Source organism: Flavobacterium sp. UBA6135, assembly GCF_002428305.1.
Lineage (GTDB): Bacteria > Bacteroidota > Bacteroidia > Flavobacteriales > Flavobacteriaceae > Flavobacterium.
In genome coordinates this window covers 229-18,429 of record NZ_DIVJ01000040.1, presented here as the reverse complement: position 1 = coordinate 18,429, position 18,201 = coordinate 229, and the positions used below count along the sequence as shown (strand labels likewise).

General features: G+C 34.4%; 17 protein-coding genes. 8 read left to right on the top strand and 9 right to left on the bottom strand.

The features are described from left to right. Position 1 precedes the first annotated feature (1 nt). The 4 genes from B3L86_RS10380 to B3L86_RS10365 form a co-directional block, all read right to left on the bottom strand. Positions 2-1,615 (bottom strand): hypothetical protein, encoded by a 1,614-nt coding sequence (locus B3L86_RS10380; RefSeq protein ID WP_291118604.1) that lies wholly within the window; start codon positions 1,613-1,615, stop codon positions 2-4. Between the two features lie 41 nt (positions 1,616-1,656). Further along, a complete protein-coding gene (locus B3L86_RS10375; RefSeq protein ID WP_291118601.1) occupies positions 1,657-2,523 on the bottom strand; it encodes a DUF58 domain-containing protein in 867 nt (288 codons plus the stop codon). Positions 2,524-2,608: 85 nt separating this feature from the next. Then, entirely contained in the window at positions 2,609-3,613 is a 1,005-nt protein-coding gene (locus tag B3L86_RS10370; protein WP_291118598.1) for an AAA family ATPase, read from the bottom strand. A 151-nt stretch (positions 3,614-3,764) separates the two neighbouring features. Further along, on the bottom strand, positions 3,765-4,571 hold the full coding sequence (locus B3L86_RS10365; protein ID WP_291118595.1) for a DUF4382 domain-containing protein: 807 nt from the start codon (positions 4,569-4,571) through the stop codon (positions 3,765-3,767). Positions 4,572-4,670: 99 nt separating this feature from the next. On the opposite strand from B3L86_RS10365, the gene B3L86_RS10360 reads away from it, so the two are divergent. From B3L86_RS10360 to B3L86_RS10340, 5 genes are all read left to right on the top strand, one after another. After that, a complete protein-coding gene (locus tag B3L86_RS10360) occupies positions 4,671-5,537 on the top strand; it encodes an aldo/keto reductase (protein WP_291118592.1) in 867 nt (288 codons plus the stop codon). A gap of 80 nt (positions 5,538-5,617) precedes the next feature. Continuing rightward, positions 5,618-6,769 carry an ATP-binding protein gene (locus B3L86_RS10355; protein WP_291118589.1) on the top strand — a complete coding sequence of 384 codons (1,152 nt, stop codon included), beginning with the start codon at positions 5,618-5,620 and terminating at the stop codon, positions 6,767-6,769. Next, positions 6,762-7,493 (top strand): metallophosphoesterase family protein, encoded by a 732-nt coding sequence (locus B3L86_RS10350; protein WP_291118587.1) that lies wholly within the window; start codon positions 6,762-6,764, stop codon positions 7,491-7,493. Before B3L86_RS10355 ends, B3L86_RS10350 begins: the two co-directional genes overlap by 8 nt. Positions 7,494-7,631: 138 nt before the next feature. Next, the gene (locus B3L86_RS10345; protein ID WP_291118584.1) at positions 7,632-8,126 is read left to right on the top strand and encodes a DUF6646 family protein; all 495 of its coding nucleotides are present in this window, start codon (positions 7,632-7,634) and stop codon (positions 8,124-8,126) included. A gap of 4 nt (positions 8,127-8,130) precedes the next feature. After that, positions 8,131-8,703 carry a PhnA domain-containing protein gene (locus tag B3L86_RS10340; protein WP_291118581.1) on the top strand — a complete coding sequence of 191 codons (573 nt, stop codon included), beginning with the start codon at positions 8,131-8,133 and terminating at the stop codon, positions 8,701-8,703. 109 nt (positions 8,704-8,812) lie between these two features. Here B3L86_RS10340 and B3L86_RS10335 read toward each other — a convergent pair whose 3' ends face one another. From B3L86_RS10335 to B3L86_RS10320, 4 genes are all read right to left on the bottom strand, one after another. Further along, complete coding sequence (locus B3L86_RS10335) at positions 8,813-9,187, bottom strand: carboxypeptidase-like regulatory domain-containing protein (protein ID WP_291118578.1); 375 nt, start codon at positions 9,185-9,187, stop codon at positions 8,813-8,815. Between the two features lie 125 nt (positions 9,188-9,312). After that, positions 9,313-10,866, bottom strand: a complete 1,554-nt coding sequence (locus B3L86_RS10330; protein WP_291118576.1) for an aldehyde dehydrogenase family protein — start codon at positions 10,864-10,866, stop codon at positions 9,313-9,315. Between the two features lie 277 nt (positions 10,867-11,143). After that, positions 11,144-11,680: a 3-hydroxyanthranilate 3,4-dioxygenase gene (locus B3L86_RS10325; protein ID WP_291118573.1), complete on the bottom strand. Its 537-nt coding sequence runs from the start codon at positions 11,678-11,680 to the stop codon at positions 11,144-11,146. A 62-nt stretch (positions 11,681-11,742) separates the two neighbouring features. After that, positions 11,743-12,783 (bottom strand): endonuclease/exonuclease/phosphatase family protein, encoded by a 1,041-nt coding sequence (locus tag B3L86_RS10320; RefSeq protein ID WP_291118570.1) that lies wholly within the window; start codon positions 12,781-12,783, stop codon positions 11,743-11,745. Between the two features lie 137 nt (positions 12,784-12,920). Here B3L86_RS10320 and B3L86_RS10315 point away from each other — a divergent pair, with 137 nt between their 5' ends. Genes B3L86_RS10315 through B3L86_RS10305 form a run of 3 tightly spaced genes read left to right on the top strand, consistent with a single transcriptional unit; the run spans position 12,921 to position 17,628 of the window. Next, positions 12,921-15,791: a carboxypeptidase-like regulatory domain-containing protein gene (locus B3L86_RS10315; RefSeq protein ID WP_291118567.1), complete on the top strand. Its 2,871-nt coding sequence runs from the start codon at positions 12,921-12,923 to the stop codon at positions 15,789-15,791. Positions 15,792-15,812: 21 nt separating this feature from the next. Continuing rightward, positions 15,813-17,171 carry a DUF5689 domain-containing protein gene (locus B3L86_RS10310; RefSeq protein ID WP_291118564.1) on the top strand — a complete coding sequence of 453 codons (1,359 nt, stop codon included), beginning with the start codon at positions 15,813-15,815 and terminating at the stop codon, positions 17,169-17,171. A 10-nt stretch (positions 17,172-17,181) separates the two neighbouring features. After that, positions 17,182-17,628, top strand: a complete 447-nt coding sequence (locus tag B3L86_RS10305) for a DUF5004 domain-containing protein (RefSeq protein WP_291118561.1) — start codon at positions 17,182-17,184, stop codon at positions 17,626-17,628. 354 nt (positions 17,629-17,982) lie between these two features. Here the strand turns inward: B3L86_RS10305 and B3L86_RS10300 are convergent. Then, positions 17,983-18,201 (bottom strand): OmpA family protein (locus tag B3L86_RS10300; RefSeq protein ID WP_291118558.1); only part of this gene is annotated, 219 nt, incomplete at its 5' end.

The window sequence follows — 18,201 nt, the reverse complement described above, 5'->3', positions numbered from 1 at the left end:
ATTATTCTAGTTTGCCCAATTCAACAGATTGAATGATTCTATCGATAATTTCCCCTCCTAATTCGTCTTCTTCCAATTTAGAAACAATGATTTGTTGCAATCCTTTATTTTGTTTAAACAATAGCATTTCATAATACAGTTTGGTACTTCTTTTCGTTAATTTATCCAAAAAAACCAATGTACCAAAGGCTCTAATACCGTTTACTCCTTCTCCGGAAGAATGGGTTTCGGTTTTTACCAAAATATTTTGTGCTCCGCTTTTTTCCCAAAGCATCAAATTACCTTCCACAATTTTTTCCAAATCAATTTCAAGACTGTCTTTTAGTTTTGTGGTCATGACATTGATATAAAAATCGTCGGTAAAATTTCCATACCCAAAAAGAATGGCTTCTTTAAAAGGAGATTGTCCTTTGGTATAGGATTCTGCATCGTCCATTCGGGTTAAAACTTTTGGTGTTTCAATACGAATCGGCGGATCACCATATTCACTCGTTACCCATTCGCCATTCAATAACTCTTTAGTAGGATTGCCAATAATGCTGTCTTTTACAAAATCAATTCCTTTGGTAGCTACAAAAAAGATAAAAACAGCAAACAATAAAAACACAGAAATAAATGAAGCTAAAACAATTTGCTGTTTTCTTTTTTTCTTGGCCAATCGTTCTTGTATTTTTTTTGAATCGTCCAAATCTTCTTCTTCTTCAACAAGATCAGGAATGGATTGATGAATTTTAAATATTGTTTTTTCAATTTTGGTTCGGTCTTCAGCAATTTCAAATTCTAACGGTTTTGATTTGGCAAATTTTACTAAATCGGCTTGTTTCAAAACTTTTTCCAAATTTGCAATAGTCTCTTCGGTCAAAGAAAGTTTTTTTCTGATGATGGCTTTTTTAAATGAATCAATTAATTCTGCCGTGGTGCTTTCCATGGCCGGAATATCAATCGTTTCTTCAATGTAGGTTCTGGCAATATCGGTTAGCTCTGAATAATAAGCTTTCACTTCGCCTCTTTCAATTAGATGTTGCTGTTCTAATTTTTTTAAATGAGCTGTTGCTTTTTCAATGGGCGTTGCATAAACAATTGCTTCTTCTTTTGGTTTTTGATTTTTCTTTAGGTAGATATAACCCAGATATAGCAAACCAACAACTAACAAAATACCAAGAACATACAGCCACCAATTGCCTAAAAATCCTTCAGCCTGAGCAATATCTTTGATGTCATACATGTGCTGTTTCAAGGTGTCTACAGCAACGGGTGCAAATTCCAACAACAAACTATCAGAAAAATGGGCTTTGTCGTTGATGGTTATTTGCAGTCTTGGCAACATATAAGAACCGCTATCCCATTGTGTTAACCCATATTTTTTTACTAAATGATAGTTAAAATCTTCTCTAATAGTATCAGTTGGATAACTTTCCAAAACCTCTAAAGCTCCGAACAAATTTCCTTCCGGAAAAATTACTTTAGACAAAGTGTCAACCGTTGTTTTTAAAGTAAGATTGATTTGTGCACCAATTTTAACTTTGGTACTATCAACCGAAGTGGTTACTCTTTTTTGTTGAGCAAAAACAAAGGTTGAAAAGAGTAAAAAGACTATATATAATTTAATTTTCATTTTTTGTTTCACAAAGGTTAGCCTGTGTTGCATCAGTAGTATTATCTGGATTTAAAATAGCCTAACAATTTGGTTACATAACTTTCGTCAACTCGTGTATTTACCGTTCCTGAACCACATTTTGAAAAGGTGTCTTTAAAGAAATCTACCTTTTCTCGATAGTATTTTTCATAAGATATTCGAACCGATTTTGAATTGGTATTCACCAAAAGTGTTTCGCCTGTTTCAGCATCTAACATGTTCACCATTCCCACATTTGGCATTTTTTCTTCACGAATATCATATACCCGAATTCCTGTAATATCATGCTTTTTTCCGGCAATTTTTAAGGTGTGTTCATAATTATCATCGGTTATGAAATCGGATATAAAAAACACAATGGCTTTCTTTTTCATCACACTCGATAAAAATTTTAAAGCTTGTGAAATATTTGTCTTATTGCTTTTTGGTTTAAACTCAATCAATTCACGAATGATTCGCAACACGTGTGATTTTCCTTTTTTTGGTGGAATGTATAATTCAATTTCATCCGAAAACAAAATCAAACCAATTTTATCGTTGTTTTGTGTTGCCGAAAATGCCATGGTAGCTGCAATCTCTGTTACAATTTCACTTTTCAACTGATTTTTTGTGCCAAAACTTTCAGAGCCTGAAATATCCACCATCAACATCATGGTGAGTTCGCGTTCTTCTTCAAAAACTTTAATATACGGTTCGTTATAACGAGCGGTGACATTCCAATCTATCGCACGAACGTCATCACCAAACTGGTATTGACGCACTTCAGAGAAAGTCATTCCACGACCTTTAAACGATGTGTGGTACTCGCCCGAAAAGATGTGATCACTCAATCTTCGGGTTTTGATTTCTATTTTTCGTACTTTTTTGAGTAAGTCTTTTGTTTCCATTTTTCTTCAGTTGTCGGTTGTCGGTTGTTGGTTATCAGTTTAGCCGAATACTGCAAACTGATAACTGATAACTGTCAACTAAAAATTAAGGTACCTCAATCTCGTTTACAATTTTGTTGATGATTTCAACTGAAGTGATGTTTTCGGCTTCGGCTTCATAGGTAATTCCAATTCTGTGACGTAACACATCATGAACTACAGCACGAACGTCTTCCGGGATTACATAACCACGACGTTTGATAAAGGCGTAACATTTTGCGGCAGTTGCCAAATTAATACTTCCACGAGGAGACGATCCAAAACTGATTAATGGTTTTAAACTTTCTAGTTTATATTTTTCAGGAAAACGTGTTGCAAAGATGATATCTAAAATATACTTTTCAATTTTTTCATCCATATAAACCTCACGAACCGCTTCTTGGGCACGTAAAATTTGATCGATGGAAATTACTGCATTTACCTTTTCATAACTTCCTTTTAGATTTTGACGAATTACCATTCGCTCGTCTTCCATTTTTGGGTATTCAATAACCGTTTTCAGCATAAAACGATCCACTTGAGCTTCCGGTAACGGATACGTTCCTTCTTGTTCAATTGGATTTTGAGTGGCTAAAACCAAAAAGGGTTTGTCTAATTTGAATGTTGTATCACCAATGGTAACTTGCTTTTCCTGCATGGCTTCTAACAAAGCCGATTGCACTTTTGCTGGAGCACGGTTAATCTCATCGGCTAAAACGAAATTGGCAAAAATGGGCCCTTTTTTAATGGAAAATTCATTTTGCTTGATGTTGTAAATCATGGTTCCTACCACATCGGCAGGTAATAAATCAGGGGTAAACTGAATTCTGCTAAATGAACCTTGAACGGCTTGAGATAAGGTATTAATGGCAAGTGTTTTTGCTAAACCGGGAACCCCTTCCAACAAAATGTGCCCTTGTCCTAAAAGACCAATCAACAAACGTTCAACCATGTGTTTTTGACCCACAATAACTTTGTTCATTTCATAAGTCAGCAAATCGATAAACGCACTTTCTCTTTCAATTTTTTCATTAATGGCACGAATATCTAAAGTCGCGGTATTTTCTTCCATGTTCATTATTTTTTAGCTATCGAATTTAGTATTTAATTTTAACAGTGCAAATTGAATTTTTTTTTACTGTAATGGTGTTAAGAATTGGTTAAAAATAAAAAGACAGCCTATGTTTTGGCTGTCTTTTAATACAATTGTAAGATACTTTAACTTATTCTAAAGAAATAACCCCAACATCTGTTGTTTCTCCATTAGTAACAATCACATTTTCTATAATTACCGGAGGAAGATTTGAATCTATTTCCGGAGTAATTGTAAGAGCATAAGTTCCACCAGGAATTCCGTGTAGAAAAAATACTCCATTTTCATTGGTGAAGGCTGAAACAACTTCTCCTCCAACAGTAACTGAGGCCAAAACCTGAAACTCTCCTGCAATGGCAACACCGGTTATAGAACCCGAAGCAGCTTCTGTTGTTACCCGAAGAACCGGATGTAAATTAAAATTACCTGAATTACCTGCTTCTACAACTATGGATTGGTTAACATCAAAATCGATCAAAAAGTTGTACGTTACATTGGGTTGAAGTGTTTGATTGATTTGCAATTTCAAACCAGATTGTTGAGCACTTGGCGTATTAAGAGGATACGTTATTCCATCTTTTACAACGGTGTTGTTTTCCCCCAAAATAAGTCGGATTTGACCAACAAAACCGGAAGGAATTTCATTATCTGCTAACAAAACAGTAACACCGCCTGTTAATTCTAATAAGTTATAAATTCCGGGATTGATATTACCAATACTTTCCCATCCGGACTCGTCAGAATTGGAAGAATTTTTAACTCTTACATCAAGTACGTCTACAAAAACGGCATCATAATCACCGGGAGCATCTGTCATTTTGACAATAACGCGGGAAGTACCGTTTACGTTATCATCAGAATCTGAACAACTTATTGCAACAAAACTCAAAAGAAAGATTGCAGCAATTTGAAGTAGGTTTTTTTTAAGATTTTTCATGGGTATAATTTAATTATTTATTAGTATATTCATAACGGCATAAAACAAGTTGTCTTGCCTTTTTAATCATAAAAAAAACTTAAAAAAAACTTAAAAAAAATGACTACGATCTCTAAAATCATCGCAGGAACCATGAACTGGGGTATCTGGGATAAAAAATTGACTACTCAGGAAATGGCAAATTTGATTCACGTTTGCCATGAAAATAAAATCACTTCTTTTGATCTCGCCGACATTTATGGAGGCTATACTACAGAATCCGATTTTGGAAAAGGTTTTAAAGAAAGTAAAATAACTCGTTCAAAAATTCAATTGATTTCAAAATGTGGTATTCAATATGTTTCAGAAAATAGGCAAAATAGAATAAAACACTATGATTATTCTAAAGAATACATCATCTGGTCAGCCGAAAATTCATTGAAAAATTTGCAAACCGATTATTTGGATGTGTATCTTTTACATCGCCCAAGTCCGTTAATGCAAGCCGATGAAATTGCGGAAGCGATTGAAAAATTGAAAAAAGACGGTAAGATTTTGGATTTTGGATTGTCGAATTTCACCCCTTCACAAACTGATTTGATTCAGCAAAAGACAAAAGTTTCATATAACCAAATTCAATTTTCGGTTTCCTGTTTTGAACCGATGCTCGACGGAAGTTTAGACCACATGCAAATACACAACATTCGTCCGATGGCTTGGAACCCATTAGGGACTGTTTTTAGAGAAGACACTGAACAGACCAGGAGGTTAAAAATGCTTTTGGCCAAACTGGTAGAAAAATATCATTTAGGGTCTGATATTATTTTGTTGGCTTGGATCATGCAACATCCTTCCAAAGTGACACCCGTTGCCGGAACAGTTAATGTAGCCCGAATTCAACAATTACAAAAAGCAGCCGAGCTGGTTTTAGACAAAGAAGATTGGTTTGAAATTTGGACGGAAAGCATGGGCAATAAAGTGCCTTAAATAAGTGATTGTAAATAGTGATTAGTAATTAGCTCGCTCTTACTAATCACTATTTACTAATTACTAATCACTTAAAAAAAATGATCAACAAACGCCTTCTTATCAAAAACCTCCTAGCTCACAATGATGAGAGTAGTTTTTATGACAAAAAGCGTCAGTTGAATTTGCATACCAAGGAAGGAAAAGCGAAGTTTTTGAAACACATTTGTGCATTATCCAATTCCAATCCTACTAATAACTCCTATATCGTGGTTGGGGTTGAAGATCAAGATAATGAAATTACCGGTAATGATTTTTTTGATGACAGCCGGATTCAGAATTTAGTGAATGCTTTTTTAGAAAATCCGCCGAAAATTCAATATGAAAATGTGCCGTTTCCCAACTTACCAAAAGATAAAGTGGTGGGTTTGGTCACAATAAAACCAAATAGCAAAGTTTCTTCCTTTAAAAAAGGAATTTACACCATTCCGGCTCGAACGGTTTTTGTGCGAAGAGGAAGTAATTCGATTCCAACCGAAGAGAAAATTCCATTTTCTAAAATGAATACCGAAACAGTTATTGGTATTGAAAATAATTCGAGAAACAGTATTTCTTATACATTAGAAGGGGTGTTGGATTTTATGAACAATCGTCACAAAGACATGGCAACAAAATACCATGTTTTTAAAGAACTTTTTGTAGTTTGTTGGGCCGGAAATAAGAAAAAAGTTCGTAACAAAACCTTTTATTCGCGAGTGGATATTGAATTAATTAACGAACAAGTCAAGCTGTTTTATTCTGCTTTTGATGAGGTTTCGATTGAATATGATGACACCACTTTTTCAATTACTGAATATGTTCCGCTAGGATTAAATGACAAAACGAGTTACTATCCGTTGGAGAAGCAAACGTTGACCTTTTTTGATAACGGTTATTATAAAATTGAAAACGAGTTTTTGTTTGAACCGCCGCAATACAATCGAAAAATGATGTTTCATATTTATAATTCCAACTTGTCTTTGTTGCAAAAATTACAAAAAGGAATCGCTTTATCCGAAAATGAAAAGCGAGATTTACTAAATTTGCCCTCTACTTTGATGATTTGTTATTTAAACGGATTTGAAGAAGCCAAACAAAAATTAATTGATGCCAAACCGCTATTAAAAACAATAGAAAATCCAATGGTTTATGTAAATTTTAAAGAAACCATGCGGATTTTAAGGAAGGTGAAATATGATAAAAACAATGACTAAAACATTCGTAATCGGAGACATTCACGGAGGTCTTCGAGCTTTACATCAAGTGCTCGAAAGAAGCCAAGCCACAAAAAAAGACACTTTAATTTTCTTAGGTGATTATGTGGATGGTTGGAGTGAATCGCCGCAAGTTTTGGATTATTTAATTGCTTTGGAAAAGAAACAAAATTGTGTTTTCATCAGAGGGAATCATGATGAATTACTTCTCAATTATTTAAAAACAAACGATTACAACCAAGAATGGTTCAAACACGGCGGTCAATCGACCATTGATGCGTATGAAAAAGTTTCGGATGCTACTCGACACGAACATATTGAATTTTTAGAAAATCATTTAAAAGATTATTATTTAGACGAACAAAACCGCTTGTATATTCATGCCGGTTTTACCAATGTAAATGGAATCGCTTATGAATACTACCCAAGATTGTTTTATTGGGATAGAACCTTGTGGGAAACCGCTCTATCATTGAATCCTGATTTATCTACAGAAAGTATCTTTTATCCAAAACGATTCAAGCTTTATCATGAAATTTACATTGGTCACACCCCAACCACACGGATAGACCAAACAGTTCCAATCAACAAAGCCTGTGTTTGGAATATTGATACGGGAGCTGCTTTTTTTGGTCCGTTGACCATTATTGATGTCGATTCTAAAGAATTTTGGCAGAGCGAACCTTTACCACAACTGTATCCCAATGAAAAAGGAAGAAATTAGGCGTTTATTGTTAAAACAGAATTGTTTACATTTGTAGAAATTCATAAAACTGAAATCGCCGGTTACAATAAGTTTGAATAAATAAATACCATTTACAGAAAAAATTTCTAATCAACTAAAAAAATTAATTACATACATATGAAAAAACTATTTACTTTAGGATTATTATTGAGTGGTTTACTAATTAATGCACAAGCTTATAGCGGAAAAGGAGACCAAAAATTTCAGGTGGGAGCCAATATTCAGGAAAACGGAACCGGGATTGCTTTGTTTTATGACTACGGAATTGGCGAAAACATGTCAATTGGTTTACAAACGGGATATCTTTTGGGTGTTAAGGAACCTGAAGGCTCCAGTGCTAAATTTGTAGATAAATATGATCTTAAAGCTCGCTTTAATGCCAACATTGGAAACGTAATAGGATTACCGGCTAATGTTGATGTTTATCCTGGCTTAAATTTAGGACTGCGTAATTTTGGCGGTCATTTAGGTGCTCGTTACTTTTTTTCTGACGGTTTTGGTTTGTTTTCAGAAATAGGTTTCCCAATTGCATCGTATAAAAATGATCCTGTTGGTTTTGAGAAATTAAATAACCAATTTCAATTTAATATTGGAGCTAGTTTTAATTTATAATTAATTGAGTACAACCGAAAAAATAGTAAGAGAACGCAGTAATTCAAAATGTGAATTCAGTGGATTAGAGGAAAATTTAGTCCTATATACCGTTCCGCCTAAAACCGATGAAAATTCAACTAACTGTGTTTTAATTTCACAGCATTTAAAAAATCAAATCGAAAATCCTGAAACTACTAACCCGGAAGATTGGAGAGGTTTAAACGAAAGTATGTGGAACGAGCACCTTCCTGTTCAAATTGTTTCTTGGCGAATGTTAGCTCGACTAAAGAACCACGACTTACTCGATATGATGTATTTGGATGAAGAAGCTTTGGAATGGGCAAAAGCAACTGGAGAAGGTGATGATGATGAAGAAAAAATTATCCATAAAGATTCTAATGGAAATATACTGAAAGATGGAGATTCTGTCGTTTTAATAAAAGATTTGGATGTAAAAGGAGCCAATTTTACTGCAAAAAGAGGTGCTGCCGTTCATAATATTAAATTGGTTTGGGACAATGCCGAACAAATTGAAGGTCGTGTTGAAGGGCAACATATCGTGATTTTAACGCAGTATGTGAAGAAGACGAAGTAATGTAGCAATTCATTAATTGGCAAATGTGTCAATTAGAAAAATATGCAAAATTTAAAACCCTGCTAAACTTCATATCTAGCAGGGTTTTTTAAATTAAATCAAAAAAAAATTAATTAGGTTGTAAATTCACCGTTATCAATTGAGGAATAACATGGCAAACATCTGCCGTAACCACAATGAGTTCTGAGGTATACGTTTGATACCCTTCTTTGGAAACGGTTACCGTATAGGTTCCCACTCTTTCCCAAGCTCCAATAAAAACAGCAATATCATTATTTGGAAATTGCTCAAGTGTTTCTGCATAGGTTCCATCTTGAGCAATAACTTCTACTCCTGTTGACAAAACTTCATTCGTAAAAGCATCTTTAACCGTAATGTTTAAACCTGCTTTTGCTTCTTGCGTACAGAAGATTTGATCATCGTCATCGCAAGTGGTTGCAAGTAAAAATGGCGTGCAAGCCAATAGTAAAAAAATCTTTTTCATATGTTTATTTTTTTGGTTTTTTATTAGATGCAAAAAAGGTAAAAGTGTTGCGTAAAAAAACCCTGCAAATAATAAAATTCACAAGGTTTATCTTTTCTCTATTTTCTTTATTCTATTCTCTTAAACTACAAGTCAAACTTAATTCCCTGAGCCAAAGGCAACTGATCGGAATAATTTATTGTGTTGGTTTGTCTTCTCATATATACTTTCCAAGCATCAGAACCTGATTCTCGACCACCACCGGTTTCTTTTTCTCCTCCAAAAGCACCGCCAATTTCTGCACCGGAAGTTCCGATATTTACGTTGGCAATTCCGCAATCTGATCCGGCAAAGGATAAGAATCTTTCTGCTTCTTTTAAATCGTTGGTCATGATGGCAGAAGATAGCCCTTGTGCTACACCGTTTTGAATTTCAATGGCATTTTCCACTTCACCGGTATATTTCATTAAATATAAAACCGTAGCAAAAGTTTCGTGTTGCACAATTTCAAAATGGTTTTCGGCTTCAATAATGGCTGGTTTTACATAACATCCGGATTCATATCCTTCGCCGGATAAAACGCCGCCGTCAACTAATACTTTTCCACCTTCAGCTTTTGCTTTTTCAATAGCCGCTAGATAAGTGTTTACGGCATCTTTGTCGATTAATGGCCCGATATGATTTTTTTGATCTAATGGATTTCCGATGGTTAATTGTTTGTATGCTCCAACAATGGCATCTCTCACTTTATCATAAACCGATTCGTGAATAATTAAACGTCTGGTTGAAGTACAACGCTGTCCTGCAGTTCCTACAGCACCGAATACAGCACCAGGAACCACTACTTTTAAATCTGCGGTTGGTGTAATAATAATAGCATTGTTTCCGCCTAATTCTAATAATGATTTTCCAAAACGTTGTGCAACGGTTGTACCAACGATTCTTCCCATTCGGGTTGAACCTGTTGCTGAGATTAAAGGAATTCTAACATCAGTTGTCATCATTTCGCCAACTTTGTAATCGCCGTTAATGATGCATGAAATACCTTCCGGCAAATTATTATCTTTTAAAACTCCTGCAATTATATTTTGACAAGCGATGGAGCATAACGGTGCTTTTTCTGAAGCTTTCCAAACACAAACATCGCCACAAATCCATGCCAAAGCAGTATTCCATGCCCAAACGGCAACCGGAAAGTTAAACGCAGAAATGATTCCAACAACGCCAATCGAGTGCCATTGTTCACGCATCACGTGTCCTGGTCGCTCGGATGGAATAGTTTGCCCATTTAATTGACGTGATAAACCAACAGCAAAATCGCAGATATCAATCATTTCCTGAACTTCTCCGTAGCCTTCTTGGAGTGATTTTCCCATTTCGTAGGAAACCAATTTTCCAAGCGGTTCTTTTAATTCTCTTAATTTATTCCCGAATTGACGCACAATTTCTCCTCTTTGCGGAGCTGGCATAGCTCGGAATGTTTTGAAAGCAGTGGTTGCGGCTTGCATTACTTTTTCGTAATCAGCTGCCGTGGTTGTTTTTACTTTTCCTATTAATTGACCGTCTACGGGTGAATAACTTTCAATGAGTTCTCCGTTTGAAAAATTAGTGCTTCCGGTGGAAGTTCCTTCGTTGATGGGTTGTATACCTAATATTTCAAGGGCTTCGGTCATGCCGAATTGTTGTGCGATTGTTGACATTATAACTTTTTTAGTATGTATTGTGATATTTTTTGCGAAGATACCGATTTTTTTTCTTTTGGAAAACTGATTTTGTTGTGAAGCAGTGAATTGTAGCCCCGATGGTAGTGGAAAGCTTTTTTGAGAAAAATTTTTAGTTTTACTGCCAAACAAAAGCGACCAAAGGAAGCTCTTTGGGTGGCTTGTAAAACTTAATTTTTCTTTAAAAACTTGTAACGGACAGCGGGAAATGTCTGCCGAAATTTTAGTTTCAAGTTTCAGGTTTCAGGTTTCAGGTTTACTTGGCGACGAATCTCGGATCGGTTTCCATAACGGTACCGCAATTTTTACAGGTTCTAAGTTCTTTAGAATTGTAGAAATGTTGAAAATGACCTAAGAAATCTTTTTCGATGTCTTTTAATTCAAAATAAACTTCGTATAATTTATGATTGCAATGGTCGCAAAACCAGAGTAATCCGTCCGGAATGTCCTGTCCGGCACGTTTTCTTTCGACCACTAATCCGATGGAGTTTTCTTCTCGCACGGGTGAATGAGGGGTTTTGGCGGGTAATAAAAACATGTCGCCCGGACCTAGTTGCATTGCTATTTTCTCTCCGTTATCTTGAACATAAACGGTGATGTTTCCTTCGAGTTGGTAAAACAATTCTTCGGTTTCGTTGTAATGATAGTCTTTTCGGGCGTTTGGGCCGGCAACAATCATAACGATATAATCGCCGGAATCCACATATATATTTTTGTTTCCAACAGGAGGTTTGAGCAGCTGACGGTTTTCATCAATCCATTGGTTGAGATTGAAGGGTTTTTGAATTGGCATATTTTTAATTTTGAACTGTAAATTTACGAAATAAAAAAAGCCGAACTGAATCGGCTTTTGAATTATTTTACTTCTTTTATAAGATAAAGATAAACGGCAAAGTGATCACTAAATCCAGGTTCACTTGGCGAATTTCTGAGTGGATAACCTTTGTATTGTCCGGTGGTTTGAATTAAATAAGGTTTGTTAAAAACGCCTGCTTTCCAAAAACGAAATGAAGAATAATCGTCACGTAAAAAAGGTTCGGTAAGCAACATTTGATCAAACAAGTCCCAAGAATCTCTGTAGGCTAGTGACCCAATCCCTTTTTTAGACATTTCTTCCATCGGGTTATATACTCCGCCCGGTTTTAATTGTTCTTTTTTGGCAACAGCACCAATTTCTTTTTTCACACTCTTATTATAAGGACCATCATTCAAATCACCCATCGTAATAATTTTAGCATCAGGATTTATTTTTTGCAATGAATCGATGATTTTTCTATTTAAAGCTCCTGCTGCTTCACGATAAGGACTGCTTCTTTTTTCACCACCCGAACGAGAAGGCCAGTGATTTACAATGAAATGCATCTCTTCTCCATCTAAATATCCTGTAACAAGTAATTGGTCACGAGTATAAACTCTTCTACCACTGCCATCAATGTTATAAATAATAAGTGGGACGTTTAAAGAGGATGTTGGAGTGAAATGCTTCTTTTGATATAAAAAACCAACATCAATTCCACGACCATCGGGAGAATCATAATGAATAATACCATAATCTTTAGCAGCTAATTTTGGTCTTTTAACAAGGTCTTCAAGGACACCTCTATTTTCAACTTCACAAACACCAAGAACTACAGGAGAATTGGAGTGTTGTTCGTTTGTTCCAATGTCAGATATTACGCGTTCTAAATTAATTAATTTTTGTTGGTATTTTTCAGCTGTCCAACCTTGAGCAGGTGTGTATTCTGAATCATTAACACCTTCATCATCTTTTATGTCAAAAAGATTTTCAACATTGTAAAATGCAATGGTGTGCATTTTGAATTTTTTATCTTGTCCAAAAACAACGAAATTTGAATAAAAAGCAACAAAAAGCAATAATGAATATTTAATTTTCATAAAATGTATTTTAAATTTAGGTAAAGTTCAATACAAACTCCGCACCAAAAGTAAATAATATTATTAAATAATGTACATTTGCAGGCTGTTAAGAAATAATTAACTTAACAAGAGTAAAATTAACTTTATATTTATTTATGAAAAAACTTATTTTTAGTATTTTACTTGTGATGCAAGTGTCAATAGTAATGTCACAAAACCCGGGAAGCGTCAGGGGTGTTGTGATTGATTCTAAAACACAAAAGCCATTACAAAGTGTGATTGTCACTATTCAAAACACTACGTTAATGAAATTAACTAATGCTGAAGGTACTTTTATCTTAGAAGGTGTTCCTGAAGGTAGTCAATTAATTCAATTTAAAAGTGACAGCTATAATCAACAGTTATTGCCTATTGAGTTAACATCCAATCAAGTATTAGATTTAGGCATAATTGTTCTCGAAGAAGATGTTACAATTGAACAACAATTGAGTTTGATTACAATTACAGAGAATGACTTGGGCGATGATGGAACTGGATCAGACAATACCGCAGGTTTACTCCAAGCCTCAAGAGATCCTTTTCAACAATCAGCAGCTTTTAACTGGGGACAAGCGCGGTTTAGGGTTAGAGGTTTAGATAATGAATATGGTATCACTATGATTAATGGAATAGTGATGAACAAAATTCTTGACGGTAGACCACAATGGGGCAACTGGGGAGGCTTGAACGATGCAACTAGAAATCAAGAGTTTACTATGGGATCTGCTCCTTCTGATTATTCTTTTGGGGGTGCATTAGGAACACAAGAAATTAATACAAGAGCATCGATTTATAGAAAAGGCTCTAGAGTTTCATTTTCAGGGACTAATACCAATTACAGTTGGAGGATGATGGGTACTCATGTTTCTGGAATGGATAAAAATGGTTGGGCATATGTAATATCAGCAGGAAGAAGGTGGGCAGAGGAAGGTTATTTTGAAGGGACAGATTATGCTGCAAATTCAATGTTTGCAAGTATTGAAAAAAGAATTAACAGTAACCATAGTCTAAATCTAACCTCTATTTATGCTCAAAATAGCAGAGGTAGAAATTCTTCCAATACTGATGAGATTACAAATATTGCAGGAATAAAATACAACTCTTTTTGGGGATGGCAAGATGGTAAAAAAAGAAATTCAAGAGACAGAGATGTTGAAGAGCCAATCTTAATGTTAAGCCATTATTGGAAAATGAGCCCTAAAACAAACTTAAACACAAATGTTTCGTATCAGTTTGGTAAAATTTCAAATTCAAGAATTGATTTTCAAAATGCCAGAAATCCTGATCCAACGTATTACAGAAATTTACCAAGTTACTTTACCTCTCTTTATGATTCAAACATTGGTAATGTGCCTAATTCGGCTTTTTTACCAGGAGGTCTTGGAGGACTTCCTACTCCGGATTTAATTGGTGCGTCAAATGCTCCTTTTTTGACGACACAACAAATTGATTGGGATGAAATGTATAGATCTAATACAGAATTAGTTGGAATTGATGCAAACGGAAATGAAATAAGAAATCCAATTCAAAGTAAATATGTACTGTATGAAGATAGAATTGACGATAAATTGTTCACGGCAAACTCGTTATTAAACACTCAATTAGCAGATAATATTGTCATGAATTCTGGGTTAACATTCAGAAGATTAAAATCTGAAAACTTTCAAAATTTAACGGATTTATTGGGTGGTTCATTTTATAGTGATATAGATAACTTTCAATCAGGATCTGCTCAACAAACAGATTTAAACAATCCTGACAGAATTGTAAGGGTTGGTGATCGATTTGGATATAACTACAATTTGTTTGCAAATAATATTGATGCATTCACTCAATTTAAATTTACCTATAGTAAAATTGATTTTTATATAGCTCAATCTTATTCCAGAGCCAGTTATCAAAGAGAAGGTTTATTTAGAAACGGGATTTATCCTACTAACTCATTTGGAAAGGGAGAAAAATTAATTTTTGATAATTTTGGATTTAAAGGAGGTTTAACCTATAAAATTACAGGGAGACATTTATTGAATTTTAATGCTCTTTACATGACTAAAGCTCCCTCACTCAGAAATGCGTTTCCTAATGCTCGTTTGAATAACATAACTATTGATGGACTTGACAGTGAAACAGTGTCTTCAGCAGATGCAAGTTACATAATTAGAGCCCCAAGATTAAAAGCTCGATTAACAGGTTATTATTCAAAAATTCAAAATGCAACAGAAACATCTTTCTTTTTTGCAGAAGGAGCTTTTGAAGATTTAGATAGCGATGGAGGAGATGCGTTTGTGGCTGAAATTGTTACTGGTTTAGATAAATTAAATATTGGAGCAGAATTAGGTATAGAGTATCAAATTACCTCTACAATCAAAGCTACTGCAGCTGCTGCTTATGGTCAATACACATATTCAAATAATCCAGATGTAACATTAAACAACGACAATAATGCAGCGGTTAATAGACCAACACTTGTTAATGTTGGCACCGCTAAAATGAAGGATTACAGACAGCCTGGAATGCCTCAACAGGCCTATTCGTTTGGATTAGAATACAGAGATCCTAAATTTTGGTGGATAGGAGCAAATGTTAACTACTTAGCAGATACTTATCTTGATATCTCTCCTCTTTTAAGAACAAATAGTTTCTTTAGAGATCCTGCAAGTGTTAATGGTTCTAATTTTCCTGAAGCAACAGAAGAAAGAGCGAGAGAATTGCTAAAACAAGAAAAATTCGATAGCTTTACATTAGTTAACCTAGTGGGTGGAAAATCATGGAGAGTGAGCAATAAAAGTAGAAACACAGTTGGTTTCTTCGCTTCAATAAACAACATTTTTGATGTTACTTACAAAACTGGCGGTTTTGAACAATCAAGAAACGCTAACTATAGAGAACTAAATCAAGATGTTTCAAGCGGAACACCAGCATTTGCACCTCGTTATTTTTATGGTTTTGGAAGAACCTATTTTTTAAACTTCTATTTCAATTTCTAATTTTAAAAAAAAACATATACTATGAAGACAACAATTTATAAATCAATGCTATTACTAGCAATTTCAGCAGGAATATTTTCAAGCTGTGTGAATGATGATGACTATCAAACCCCTGCTTTTGGATGTGTTGATCCTTCTTTAGCAAAAACCAAAGAAGTTTCAGAGATACCTGCGACTACAACAATTTTACAATATAATGAAGATGATATTATTGAAGCTTATGTAGTTTCAAGTGATAGACAAGGTAATTTCTTTAAATCGATATCAATGCAAACTCTTGATGGAAGTAAAGCTTTCAGTGTTCCTGTAGACATAGAGAGTGCTTTTGCTTCTTTTGAACCAGGAAGAAAAGTTTTTATAAAAATGAAAAATCTTTACACTGATATGTCTTTTGGAGGAATGAGAATAGGTGGCGTATTTGTTAATTCTTCTGGTCAACCTTCTGTGGGTCGATTAACTAGAACACAAATTCAAAATTCACTCTTTAAATCTTGTACGGTGGTTAATGAAGACGAATTAGTTCAAACATTGTCAATTTCTAATCTATTAAATGATAGTAATATTAATAAGTTAATTGAACTGGAGAATGTTCAATTTGTGGAAGCTGCCCTAAATAAGACATATTACGTTGAAGGTGCATCAAACACTGTGGGTGGAGCTACAAACCATTTGTTGGTTGACCAATCAGGACAAACCGTGATTTTTAGAACTAGTAGCTTCGCAGCTTATGCAGGCAAACCTGTTCAGACAGGAAGTGGAAAAATTAGAGGTATCTTAACAAGATTCAACAATGATTATCAATTCGTTTCTCGTTATGAGAGTGATATAAAATTAAATCAGCCAAGATTAGCACCACCATTTTTTTCTGAAAATTTTGAAAGTTTGCCAAGCACGGGTAATAATATTTGGGTTACTTTACCTGGATGGTCAAATGTTTCAATGAATGGAACAGAAAGATGGGAAGCTAGACTGTTCAGTAATAATAAATATGCCCAAATGTCGGCATTTGGTATTAACGAAAATAATGTTGACAGTAGATTAATAACACCCGCAATTGACTTGAGTCAATTTACTAGTTCTTTCCTTAGGTTTGGTGTTAAAGTTGGTTTTTATAACGGAGTTGGTTTAACCGTTTGGTATTCTACAGATTATAATGGAGGAGGCACTGCCGGTGCAATAAATGCTGCTACTTGGACAGAATTACCAACTACAATCGCCTCAATTACAGATAATTCATATGCAACAAATTTCTATCCTATGCTGATTAATTTATCCGCTATTAACAGTAACAATGTTTATATTTCTTTCCGCTATCAGGGTTCAAGTACAGGGATAACAACAACATATCAAGTAGATAACGTAGAATTTTTAGGGCAATAATCTAATTTATATGAAAAAAATATTTTTAATACTTTTTACCATCTCTACTCTACTTTCCTGTGAATCAGATGATGGAATTACCTATACTACTCCAGATTATATATCGGGTAAATGGGTATTAAATCAAATAGGTTCTATTAACGCTCAGAATGTTTTGGTATATCAAAACTATATTAATGGTGAGGGTTGTGAAAAAAACAATTATTTGTTCAATAGTAATGGTTCTTATGAAAAGAACGAATATCAATTGGTCGACGCAGTTTGTCAAAATTTACAACAAATAGGCACTTATGAAGTTAATAGCAATTTGATAATTTTAAGTTATTTTAATGAAGAAAATCAAAATGCTACTATTGACTTAACAATAGTTACTTTAACTTATACAGAAATTCAAATTAGTTATACTGATAAAGACACCAATGAATTGGTTTTCCTCAAATTAAAGAAAGACGAATAACCTAAGTTTAAATTTACAAAGAAGAGGCTAATTGCCTCTTTTTTTATGCTTATAAAATAATTTTAATCTGATTTATATTATATGTTTAAGGATTTTGATTATAATGAAATTTCATACTCTTATATTTCCTCTTTTGTTCTACAAATTAATTTTAATTACAATATAACCTCAAAGATTTCAAACTACTAAACAGAAGAACAAGCGTTTATGCGGAATAAATTATACTTCTGTAATGCTTTATATACTTTTTTTTTCATGAAAAATATATTATAAACCAACCCTTTTTACATAGAAAAAACCCGAACTCTCCTTCGAAAGTCCGGGTTTTAAAATATTATTTAAATTGGTGTAAACTTATTTCTTTACAATCAAGAATTCACTTCTTCTGTTTTCAGCGTGTTGTTCTTCAGTACAATTCTCACCACAATCTACCTTTGGTTCAGATTCGCCTAAACCTTTTGCGGAGATTCTGTCTTTAGCAATACCTTTAGAGATGATGTATTGAGCAGTTGCTTGAGCTCTTCTTTCCGACAAACTCATGTTGTAGTTGTCGCTTCCTCTGTTGTCAGTATG

Excerpts from the sequence above, each read along its gene's own strand:
- B3L86_RS10330 (WP_291118576.1), bottom strand. The coding sequence starts at position 10,866 with ATGTCAACAATCGCACAACAATTCGGCATGACCGAAGCCCTTGAAATA.
- B3L86_RS10355 (WP_291118589.1), top strand. The coding sequence starts at position 5,618 with ATGATCAACAAACGCCTTCTTATCAAAAACCTCCTAGCTCACAATGAT.
- B3L86_RS10375 (WP_291118601.1), bottom strand. The coding sequence starts at position 2,523 with ATGGAAACAAAAGACTTACTCAAAAAAGTACGAAAAATAGAAATCAAA.
- B3L86_RS10335 (WP_291118578.1), bottom strand. The coding sequence starts at position 9,187 with ATGAAAAAGATTTTTTTACTATTGGCTTGCACGCCATTTTTACTTGCA.
- B3L86_RS10380 (WP_291118604.1), bottom strand. The coding sequence starts at position 1,615 with ATGAAAATTAAATTATATATAGTCTTTTTACTCTTTTCAACCTTTGTT.
- B3L86_RS10345 (WP_291118584.1), top strand. The coding sequence starts at position 7,632 with ATGAAAAAACTATTTACTTTAGGATTATTATTGAGTGGTTTACTAATT.
- B3L86_RS10325 (WP_291118573.1), bottom strand. The coding sequence starts at position 11,680 with ATGCCAATTCAAAAACCCTTCAATCTCAACCAATGGATTGATGAAAAC.
- B3L86_RS10320 (WP_291118570.1), bottom strand. The coding sequence starts at position 12,783 with ATGAAAATTAAATATTCATTATTGCTTTTTGTTGCTTTTTATTCAAAT.
- B3L86_RS10360 (WP_291118592.1), top strand. The coding sequence starts at position 4,671 with ATGACTACGATCTCTAAAATCATCGCAGGAACCATGAACTGGGGTATC.
- B3L86_RS10365 (WP_291118595.1), bottom strand. The coding sequence starts at position 4,571 with ATGAAAAATCTTAAAAAAAACCTACTTCAAATTGCTGCAATCTTTCTT.
- B3L86_RS10315 (WP_291118567.1), top strand. The coding sequence starts at position 12,921 with ATGAAAAAACTTATTTTTAGTATTTTACTTGTGATGCAAGTGTCAATA.
- B3L86_RS10310 (WP_291118564.1), top strand. The coding sequence starts at position 15,813 with ATGAAGACAACAATTTATAAATCAATGCTATTACTAGCAATTTCAGCA.
- B3L86_RS10305 (WP_291118561.1), top strand. The coding sequence starts at position 17,182 with ATGAAAAAAATATTTTTAATACTTTTTACCATCTCTACTCTACTTTCC.
- B3L86_RS10350 (WP_291118587.1), top strand. The coding sequence starts at position 6,762 with ATGACTAAAACATTCGTAATCGGAGACATTCACGGAGGTCTTCGAGCT.
- B3L86_RS10370 (WP_291118598.1), bottom strand. The coding sequence starts at position 3,613 with ATGGAAGAAAATACCGCGACTTTAGATATTCGTGCCATTAATGAAAAA.